Source organism: Rhizobium sp. 01T417 (assembly GCF_056398905.1).
Window position 1 is genome coordinate 1 of record NZ_JBFTQH010000076.1, and the last position, 7,938, is coordinate 7,938.

General features: G+C 56.6%; 4 protein-coding genes and 2 pseudogenes. 3 read left to right on the forward strand and 3 right to left on the reverse strand.

What is annotated here, in order from left to right; genetic code table 11:
- Nucleotides 1–678 (forward strand): LysR family substrate-binding domain-containing protein (locus AC1DPR_RS31110; protein ID WP_477817922.1); only part of this gene is annotated, 678 nt, incomplete at its 5' end.
- 331 nt (nt 679–1,009) lie between these two features.
- On the opposite strand, the pseudogene AC1DPR_RS31115 reads toward AC1DPR_RS31110, so the two are convergent.
- Both AC1DPR_RS31115 and AC1DPR_RS31120 read right to left on the reverse strand, forming a co-directional pair.
- Nucleotides 1,010–2,935: pseudogene (locus AC1DPR_RS31115) on the reverse strand (PBP1A family penicillin-binding protein).
- Between the two features lie 820 nt (nt 2,936–3,755).
- Nucleotides 3,756–4,493, reverse strand: coding sequence for an AraC family transcriptional regulator (locus AC1DPR_RS31120; RefSeq protein ID WP_477817923.1), 738 nt, complete (start codon nt 4,491–4,493; stop codon nt 3,756–3,758).
- A 967-nt stretch (nt 4,494–5,460) separates the two neighbouring features.
- Between AC1DPR_RS31120 and AC1DPR_RS31125 the strand changes: the two genes are divergently transcribed.
- Together AC1DPR_RS31125 and AC1DPR_RS31130 are read left to right on the forward strand one after the other, a co-directional pair.
- Nucleotides 5,461–5,793 carry a hypothetical protein gene (locus AC1DPR_RS31125; RefSeq protein WP_477817924.1) on the forward strand — a complete coding sequence of 111 codons (333 nt, stop codon included), beginning with the start codon at nt 5,461–5,463 and terminating at the stop codon, nt 5,791–5,793.
- Between the two features lie 379 nt (nt 5,794–6,172).
- Nucleotides 6,173–6,652: pseudogene (locus AC1DPR_RS31130) on the forward strand (histidine kinase); the annotation flags it as partial.
- Between the two features lie 347 nt (nt 6,653–6,999).
- On the opposite strand, the gene AC1DPR_RS31135 reads toward AC1DPR_RS31130, so the two are convergent.
- A complete protein-coding gene (locus tag AC1DPR_RS31135; RefSeq protein WP_477817925.1) occupies nt 7,000–7,725 on the reverse strand; it encodes an NAD-dependent epimerase/dehydratase family protein in 726 nt (241 codons plus the stop codon).
- Nucleotides 7,726–7,938: the final 213 nt, after the last annotated feature.

Consider the following 7,938-nt stretch of genomic DNA (forward strand, 5'->3'; position numbering starts at 1 on the left):
ACGCGGGCAGCCGGCGGCAGCCGCATCCGCCAGATCAGGGCCGGCGGCAGCCGCATCCGCCAGATCAGGATCGGCAGCATCTACCCGGCCACCATGGGCATGCTGCCAACCTTCCTTGCCAAGATCGCCCGCAAGTATCCCGATATCCGCATCCACATCGCCTCTGGCAATACCGGCGAGATCATCCGCGGCCTGGAGACTGGCCAGCTCAATTTAGGCTTCATCCGGCCGGTGGAAAACATCGGCTCGTTGCGCTTCGTCTCGCTTGCCCATGAGCGCTACTACCTGGCGGTTGGCCATGCCAATCCGCTGGCAGCCAGGGACGAGATCACGATCGATGATCTGCGCACTCAGAAGATCATCGCCTTCAACCGGCAGAACCTGTCGTTTTCGGAACGATACTTCAATGAGAAGTTCGCCGAATACGACCTCACCGCCAACATTGCCTTCAGCTGCGACGACACCTATGCTCTGGTGTCGCTGGTCTCTGCCGGGCTTGGCATCGGCTTTGCCCCGGAATGGACGCTTGATCTTCCCAATCGTGGCTTTGAGCTGAAGAAGGTAAGCGGGATCGACTTTAGGATCGGGCTTGGCATTGCCTGGAATAGAGAAGACCCAACCGCTGGGCGCGATGATATCGTCGCCATCGCACGGTCGCTGGCAAGGGCAGTGCGGTAGAGCGGGTCGTGGGACATCCCGCCTCGGTGTCCAGTGATCAGCAAGGATGGCGTCCGCGTCGTTGAGGCAATGTTTGAGCCCAGTAACGTGCCTCAGATTGTTCAGGATGATAATATAGTCAGCGCCCGCATCTGCCGACGTTCATGAGATAGGGCGGGATGTCGCATGGCCGTCATCGCAAAGGTGAGAGGCACAGCGGCTCATCACGTTCTGCGACTATTGCGCTAGCGGTACAATTAGGGAAGTACGTTGCCGTAAGTCCCTAAGCGAGCAGCACGACAGGCAGGTGGAACAGACCGTGGGTCAGCTCCATCAGTCCCATCATCTGGGTTCACTTTTCGCAGAGTCGCCGTTCGCCAGAATAGGGCTGATATGTACAGTCGGACGGGCGGAAAGAACGATAGCTACGGGAGCAGGCCCTGACGTTGCAGGACTGTGGCGTGGCCTGTGCACCGATAAGTGGGTTCGCCCCAGGCTCCGCCAGCGCTTCGCGCATGAAATCCCGCCATATATGAGCCGGAAGATCGCCGCCCGTGACGCCCTTCATCGGCGTATCATCATCATTGCCGACCCATACGCCAGCAACGAGTGGGCCTGTGAAACCAACGAACCAAGCATCGCGATTACTTTGACTCGTGCCGGTCTTGCCGGCTGCGAAAGAGCCAGGATCGGCATCGCGCCCCGTGCCCCGCTCGACGACCAACTGGAGTAGGCGAAGCAGATCAGGCTGATATTGCCCTAGATCAGTGCCTGGTGTGGCCGGTGGACCAACCCGAAACGATTTTTCGTGTCCCGACGCCTGAAAATCAACGATGCCCCAAGGTTCAACGGGTGCTTTGCCGAGGTGGACGGATGCATAGGCACTTGTGAGGTCAACAAGGCTGATTTCCGATGTGCCGAGAGCCAGTGACGGCGTGTTGGCGAGCGGCGCGCTAATTCCGAGTTCTCGTGCTGCTGCAATCACCTTGTCGAGCCCAACCTCCTGAGCGAGCGCCACTGCCGGCGCGTTGAGCGACCGCGCGAATGCCTCGGCGAGTGTGACCCAGCCGCGGTAGTGGCCACTGGAATTCTCCGGCGACCATCAATTGACCTCGATCGGGGCATCCAGGATTTGGTCGGTTAGGCCCAAGCCGGCCTTGAGGGCTGCATAATAGACGAACAGTTTGAAAGTCGAGCCCGGTTGCCGCATCGCCGTGACCGCCCGGTTGAACTGGCTTTGCTTGTAGTCGCGACCCCCGACCATCGCAACGACGGCTCCGTCTGGCATCATCACAACCAATGCGGCTTGCGACGCCCCCCTGGTTTTTCCTTCAGTGTCCAGAGTTCTTTTGACGACCCTTTCAGCGATCTGCTGCAAGTGTGGAACGAGCGTCGTGCGGACAGTGGTCGATCCCGGCGATGTCCCGGCGATTTCGCTCGCCTGGGGCGAGATCCAGTCGGCAAACCAGCTTCCGGCGCGCGGCGGAGGTGCCGTCGGATGCAACTGAGCAAAGCGCGCTCTAACGCTCTCTGCTACCGACGCTGCAATCTTTTTGTTGGCAACCATAGTGTCGAGAACGACCGAGGTCCGTTGCCGGGCGCCTTCGAAATTGTCGATCGGATTCCACTGGCTCGGTGCTCGCAGCAATCCCGCAAGCATTGCCGATTCGGCCAAGTCGAGCGCACCAATGTCCTTGTTGAAATATATCCGCGCGGCCGCGGGCATCCCCGTTGCGCCGGCCCCAAGATAGGCGGTGTTCAGATAACGCGTGAGGATCTCTTTCTTACCCAGTTTCCACTCCAGCCAAATGGCGATCACGAACTCCTGGATCTTTCGCTTTATCGTTCGGTCGCTGTCGAGGTATTGCAGCTTGATTAGTTGCTGCGTGATCGTGCTGCCACCTTCTACAACGGAACCAGCCGCGAAATTTCGGACCAGCGCCCTTCCGATACCTCGGACATCGATACCGAAATGATCCATGAACCGCCGATCCTCGATCGACAGGACGGCATCGACCAGATGCGGTGGAAACGCTTCGTATTGTGCGTAGGGGCCCTGGTAAGGCCCCTGTCTGACCAACGGCTCGCCATTTGAAGTTTCCAAAACCACGATGGGCTTCAGCGTTCCGGCGCGGATCTCGCTCCAGGGCACATCCTTCAGCGCCCACACCAACAGGCTGCTTCCAAACAGCACGAAGGCAACAAAAATGGATGCGACCGCGATCTTCAGTCCGCTGGTGTGAAGCCATTCCTGCCGGCTGCGTCTGACCAGCTCCATGAAAAGACTGCGAACACGCGTGAAGATTGTCGGAAGTGCAATCGCCAACCAGCGACGAATAGCAACCGGTCTGACAGACGTTCCTTTCGAAGCCTTAAGTTTCGTCCACAGTTGGGAAGCTCCCGCCTTTGCCGTCACCTTGGTCGAGGTGAAGAATGCATGCAGATCGTGGCGGAGCGCACGGCAAAGATTGAAGACTGCCTGTCTGCTCTCGCTAAAAGTTCTGGGAGAGGGGGGCTGATCGGTTTGAGTGAACGACCCGGATTCTTCTCGCTCGTGAGAATTGGGATCGTGTGCGAGGCTTGCCTCCGCTTTCGGTTCCTTGTCGGCTCCACCGGCACGCGCAATAGAGGATTTTGAAGGGCGTGGCATAGGTTACCGCTCAACGATTGGTTCATAAGATAGCGCGCCTTGGTGGAGTTGCAACGCGCGGGGCGGCCACTCTTACCTTCCTCGACATGAACGTGATGTTATTGGTTGCGCTGACAATGTGGGGGGCTGTCCACATTTTTTTCGCCGAGTTTGGGCTTCGATCTTGTCGCTGCCAAGGTTTCATTGCGAAGCGCTGATCGACCTGCATAGGAGGGGGACCCGTAATCGATCGCAAAATTTGCAAGAATGGAGGGATTGCCGCTCTGGCGCCAGTTCGCAACAAGTGGGTTGGTGCGAGCAAATCTGTGTCTGCTAGAATCGAAAAAGACTTAGGGCTTCACGGAAGCAGAACAAACGACAATCCGTCATTGGCTGGTCAGTGTAGCGACTAGTGTGTGATGTTTGCGTTCATCGGGACGTAGGCGAACGAACCGTATCGGGATTGATTCTAGTGGCCGACACGAAGTTGATTCTCAATAGCGAATTGATGCGGTGACGTTCCTGTCATCCGGCGGAAAGAGGTTATAAACGAACTCGCGCTGTGGTAGCCGACCTTGGTAGCGATGGCATCTATCCCGTAGCCCTCGCGCATCATCGCAATTGCCCGGATAATGCGGCACCGGCGGCGCCAGTCAACAAAGGTAAGCCCCGTTTCGTCTTTGAAACGGCGGATGAATGTTCGGCCTGGTATGTCCAGCTTCGTGCACCATTCCTCCATGCTGCGTCGGTCGTTTGGATGGTTGTAGATTGCGGACGCCAGGTTGCGGAGGGCCTGATTTCGAGGAAGTGGCAAATGCAGCCGATCGGGCTCGCCTTCTGCTATTTCATCGAGCAGAACTTCGAACAAGTTGCCTTCGCGTGGACTGGAACGGGTAACCGTCCTCAGCCTATCTACGACCGCCAAGATCAAGTTTGTCCCTTTCATCACAAACGAGGAACTAGGAAGCCTCCTGCACAGGTTTTCGTCGATCATAAAACTTGTGCCTTCTACATGTCCCAGCGTTTCGGTTTCATGTACTTCGTTTGGCGGTATCCAGCAGGGCTTGTAGGGCGTCATCAGCCAAGCGCTGCTTGCCGTCGTAAAATTGCACAGACCTTTCCGAAGGAGAAAAAGCTGCCCTTCGGCATGCCCGTGTTTCATTTTGTACGGACTCATTTCGCGGTGAAAATCCCGCATCGTTATCATATCGAAGTCCCTACTAGACTCGGCCGCTTGGCGAGATCAATAAAAAAATGATTATTATTGACGTATATAGCCAACCCCTATATCGGTTGTCCACTGTCAGATTTCGGAAACTTGTCATGGAAGCGATTGAGCACGAGCGAGAAAAGCTCGAAATGTTTCTCGGTCGGTGGGAAGGGAGGGGGACAATCCATTCAAACCCCTGGGGAGGCGCTGGGCCGACTCAGACCGCGTGGTGGTTTCACTGGGACGAGCCCCGATTATTCCTGTTGTGCGATTGCCGTGAGGAACGAAGCGATGGATCAGTCTTCTCCGCGCATGGCGTACTTGGAATTGATCCCGTAATGCGCGATCCATTATGGTGGATCTTCGACTCGTACGGCTACCCGCCTATGGATCCGGCTCGTGGTAGTTGGGACGAGCAAACCCTACATCTCGTCAAAACAACGGCGCGGGGTACCGGCCGGACCTCATTTTCCAGACGGAAGGACTGTCTCGAATGCGTGGTCGAAAGCCGTGGCATCGACGAAGCGACTTTTGTCCGTGTCATGTCCGGATCATTTTGCAGAACCGGCGACTAAGCTCTTCAACGACCGGTCGCAACGCCGAACGGCGGTCAGTCTCGCCCAGGCAGGAACAACGACCGAAGCCGCCTGACAGCTTAGGCTTTTGCGCTCCACCGCATCAGAGGATCTTCGCATGCGTGCAGGCTTGATCGCTACGGCGTTGATAGGGTGAATGATGCAGTCGCACGATCAATATCGTCACGCTGCGGCAAAACGAAAGGAACCGTCGAAGATCATATCGAAGGCGAGCAAGTAATTCGCCAAATCCCGGTTGGAAGTTGTAAGTCATCGCTCGCTTTAGCCTGTTTTCGGCTCACGCAATTACTCTGGACGAGGAAACCTCAGGCCGAAACGCTTAAGGAGCTGTCGAAATATTGGCGGCCTGTAATCGGAAAGAAAGCGCAATGTCGTCACTTGATAAAATTATTGCAGAAAATATGGTGTGCGCCACTATCAATGCGGTGCACGATGCCGCCTCGCCCACAATCCGAGCCTATCTAGCGGCGCATCAACCGGATCGTAGCTTGACTTTCCACATCTCGATACCCTCGACAGATGCCGAAGGCTGCTACGCGGGAATGCTGGACAGTGCGGGGGTTACGCTGAGTAGAACGAGTATTGGCCGCTTCATCGGAACTGCTACTTGCGGAAATTGGACTAAGTTGCTGATCGACCACGGCGAGCTTTTGGAGCGACATTCAATCGCGCTTTGCCCGGTTCGCCCGGGATGCTCGTAAGTGCCCATTCCATGGCACGCCATACAACGACTATCGTTTCATTTGTTCGAAAGCGCGGCGAACCGATCGAAACCTTCCTCTTAGCGCCATTCGGAACACGGTCGCATAAAAGACCAGATCGTGACGACCAGGGCCGAGGTTCCCGATTTCGCTGTCGGCAGCGAGCGATCGCCACAACGAATTATGAGCGAGAGGACCTGACTTCTAAGATGCAGGTCAGGTCTATGTGTGATCAAGTCGGAATTCGAACAAACAGAGCCCCATACCAATCGAACACCCACCGCCTTGTGCCGGATCGACACCGCGCCGTGCGCATTCCGTTGCAGACGCCGATGCACCGGGAGTTGGGCCAATGAGCGCGCTGGCCGTTGAAGCCTAGCGCGGAATTTCTCCCGGAAACGCAGTCACGCTTGCGGACGGGGGTGGCACTATAGTCGCCCGCGTGCCGATGCCAGAGCGAGTCCATGCAGACAAACCGGAGGTCATCCAGGTGAAAAGCCAGGATGGCACCGAGCGGGTTGTGGGATATCGCCCCATCTCACTTCCGGGCAGCCCGCTCTACGTGTCCGCGGGTTTCTCGACGACAGAAGCGTTCGCACCCATCAATCGGGCGACGATCACGCATGTCGTCGGAATCGTGATCGGCGCTCCGGTGTCACTTATCTTGGCGATATTCATTGGCGAGCGGATCCTGCTGGCGCCAATCTTCCGTATCGCCGGGGTGATGGCCAACTGGCGCGACGGGAAGACGAAGGCTCGAACTCAGATGAAGCCCGTCGACGAACTCTATTCGGTTGGCGCGACCCTCGACAGCCTTCTCGATGAACTCGAAGCGCGGCGCAAGCGGAACGAGATAGCAAGCCTTCAAGCTGCAGGTGGAATGAATTCGAGCCTGTGCCTGTGAAGGTAAGGCCCGCTCAATCAGCACGGTGCCGTAACCCTTCCGGTGAAGTTACCGCAGGCCCACCCGTCTCCCTCAACAGCAAGATCAATCTTTCACGGTCCACTGACCAGTTAATGCTTACCTTTCCACTTTCGTTGGAACAGGCATATTCCCAGGCTGCATCGTGCCCAGGTAAAGTAGGTAAAGACGCATAGGGCTTCTCTTTCCAAATTAAACTCGTCACTTTTTGGCGGATCGATCCTAGGGCGAATCCAGGCCTTCCTGACGAGCACAGAGCCATCTTCAGATGCCTTGCACGGCCCTCAACTCATTCGCCATGCTGGCTGCCATGCAAGCGCTCGCTGCGCTTTGTCCGTGGTTAGCGTGCCATCATCCTCTGCCACGTTATAAATCCCCGATGCGCCGATCTTCGCCGCTTGGGCAGCGGCCTTAGCAGCAGCATCTACATGGATAGCAGCGGGTCCATGCGGGTTGTCAAATCCCGTTCCTGGACCATAGAGTCTTCCATAGCGAAGGACGATACCAGTGAAGGGAGCCCCGAGAACTTGTGTTTCGAGACTTGCCACACCGCGAGCAGAAACCCCCGCGCGACCATCGGCCGTGATGGCCAGTGCATCTCCCTCCTCGTAGGGTAAGGCCTTTTCGGCGTAGGCAAAGGCAATGCTCTGAGCAACAAACCTGGTAGTACCCGCCCTGATGGCGGCTTCAACCAGATTACGGGTGCCTTCGTCGCGAATTCTGGCATTTCGTGGTGCAGCTTCAGCCATGCGGGCCTGATCGAGTGCAGGCGGTAGATCCGTTAGCTGATGGATGACAACTTCCGGCCCGGCTTCCAGAACCGCTGCAATGACAGCCGCTTTGTCAAAAATATCAACGACGATCGGTTCAACTCCGAGGTCCCGCAAGGATTCCTCCTTTGTCGCCGTTCGGGTTGTCCCAAAAACCCTCCAGCCGTCGGATATCAACAGTGGAGCGAGGCGTCGTCCAATAGCTCCACTGGCTCCCGCGAGAAAAACCGTCTTGATCATCACTGCCCTCTTTAAAGCCTCAAGCTCGATGTGATACCCAAGTTATCAGAGCTATGCTAACATATAAGAGTTCTTATAACATGAGCAAGCGTGTAGAAAGTTCGACAAGTATCCTGCCGAAGCCAGGTGCGGGTAAGCGCGGAGAGACTGGCCACCTTGGATATCTGTTGCGACAAGCAGCAGGGGGGCATCGAAATCGCATGGATCATGCTC

Excerpts from the sequence above, each read along its gene's own strand:
- AC1DPR_RS31120 (WP_477817923.1), bottom strand. The coding sequence starts at position 4,493 with ATGATAACGATGCGGGATTTTCACCGCGAAATGAGTCCGTACAAAATG.
- AC1DPR_RS31135 (WP_477817925.1), bottom strand. The coding sequence starts at position 7,725 with ATGATCAAGACGGTTTTTCTCGCGGGAGCCAGTGGAGCTATTGGACGA.
- AC1DPR_RS31125 (WP_477817924.1), top strand. The coding sequence starts at position 5,461 with ATGTCGTCACTTGATAAAATTATTGCAGAAAATATGGTGTGCGCCACT.